The 1502-nt window shown below is 42.3% G+C and carries 1 protein-coding gene and 1 pseudogene; one reads left to right on the forward strand and one right to left on the reverse strand.

Features of this window, described 5'->3' with window-relative positions; translation table 11 throughout:
• A pseudogene (locus tag PX484_RS19600) lies at positions 1 to 579 on the reverse strand (Type 1 glutamine amidotransferase-like domain-containing protein); the annotation flags it as partial.
• Between the two features lie 220 nt (positions 580 to 799).
• Between PX484_RS19600 and PX484_RS19605 the strand changes: the two are divergent.
• A partial coding sequence (locus PX484_RS19605; RefSeq protein ID WP_288105199.1) for an ABC transporter substrate-binding protein occupies positions 800 to 1502 on the forward strand: 703 nt, incomplete at its 3' end.

Here is a 1502-nt window from a genome sequence, read left to right on the forward strand (position 1 = left end):
AAAAGGAACCCGAATAAAATCACTCCGATAGAAGTCTTTGGTGTTGAAGTGAAAGGGATTATTTAATATTTCTGAACTCAGTACTCCTTCGTGAGTGGGCGCATAGTAAAAATCCCCCAGAATAGCCATTCCTGCGCTGGTTCCCGCCACGGGAACTTTTTTGTCGTTGATTAGATAATTGATCGCTGTTTCCACCTTTGTGCTTTCCCACAAATCCTCGTACTAATTTTGATCACCACCGGCAAAAAAAAGGATATCGGCATTACGAATATATTCGATAACATCAGGATGATTCGCCCCTTCACGACTATCAATTGATAGTTCCGCTGCCGAGCCGATCAGGGAGGGATAATTGTCGCAAATCCAATCGGCTTGACCGCCAAGATTGCCAAAGCGCAACACTAAGTAATTACCGCCTTTAGCCCGATTCAATAACCATGTGGTCGCTTGATCTTCTCCTAATTTACCTCCTTCCGCTCCCCCGATTAATAAAATACCCGATTGATGTTTTACCGACTGAAAATTGGCTTGTCCACAACGACAAGAATAATGGAAATCTCGATCATGATTGTTTGGCATAGTCTTATACCCTCTCCCCTTAGCTTACTCCTTCTATCCTAGCTTTAACTAGGACAAAATCAGAGTTTTATACCATAAAAGTTAACAACAAAGCCTCTCTATGGCTGAAATCGGTAGCGGCAAAACTCCCTAGTTTACATTTTGTTAAAAATCGTCCTATAATAATTCAAGGCTAGAAACTGGCAATTATTACTGTTAAAGTTGAGAATCGGCGGGCGATATGTTAAATAGACGTTCTTTTTTGCAAGGATTAGGTACAATCGCCTTAGCGGGGGGGTTAAATGGCTGCGCTTCCAGAAGCGGCGAGCCGAGCATTTTTCTCCTGTCCGGTTCGATTCCGCCGCGATTACTAACAGATTTTCAGAAAACTATTGCCGAAAAAAAAGTCAATTTTCAGTCGGAAAGGCAGCTGAAAGAGCTATTAGAATTATTGGAAAAATGGTTAAAAAATCAGGGGCAACCAACCTCACAATTTTCGTTTCCTATCCCTTTTAGGGAACAAAACCCAGCCATGGGTAATTTAGTCACCCTAGGAGATGCTTGGCTAGGAAAAGCGATTAGCAACGGTTTAATTCAACCCCTAGATACTTCTCAACTCTCTAATTGGTCAAAACTGCCCCCCCGTTGGCAAGAAAATATGACTCGCAATGCTCAAGGACAACTGGAAACAGAGGGAAAAGTCTGGGGTGCGCCCTACCGTTGGGGAATGACAGTAATTGCCTATAATGAGAAAAAATTCGCTCAATTTGACTGGCGGCCACAGGATTGGTCCGATCTATGGCGACCGGAATTAACCAGTAAAATTGCCCTAATCGATAATCGTCGCGAAGTCATCGGTTTAACCCTAAAAAAATTGGGTTATTCTTATAATTACAGTGATTTAAAACAAGTTACGGGACTAAAAGACCAGCTATTCGCTTTAC

It is taken from the genome of Microcystis sp. M49636_WE2 (genome assembly GCF_030065375.1).
GTDB lineage: Bacteria > Cyanobacteriota > Cyanobacteriia > Cyanobacteriales > Microcystaceae > Microcystis > Microcystis aeruginosa_C.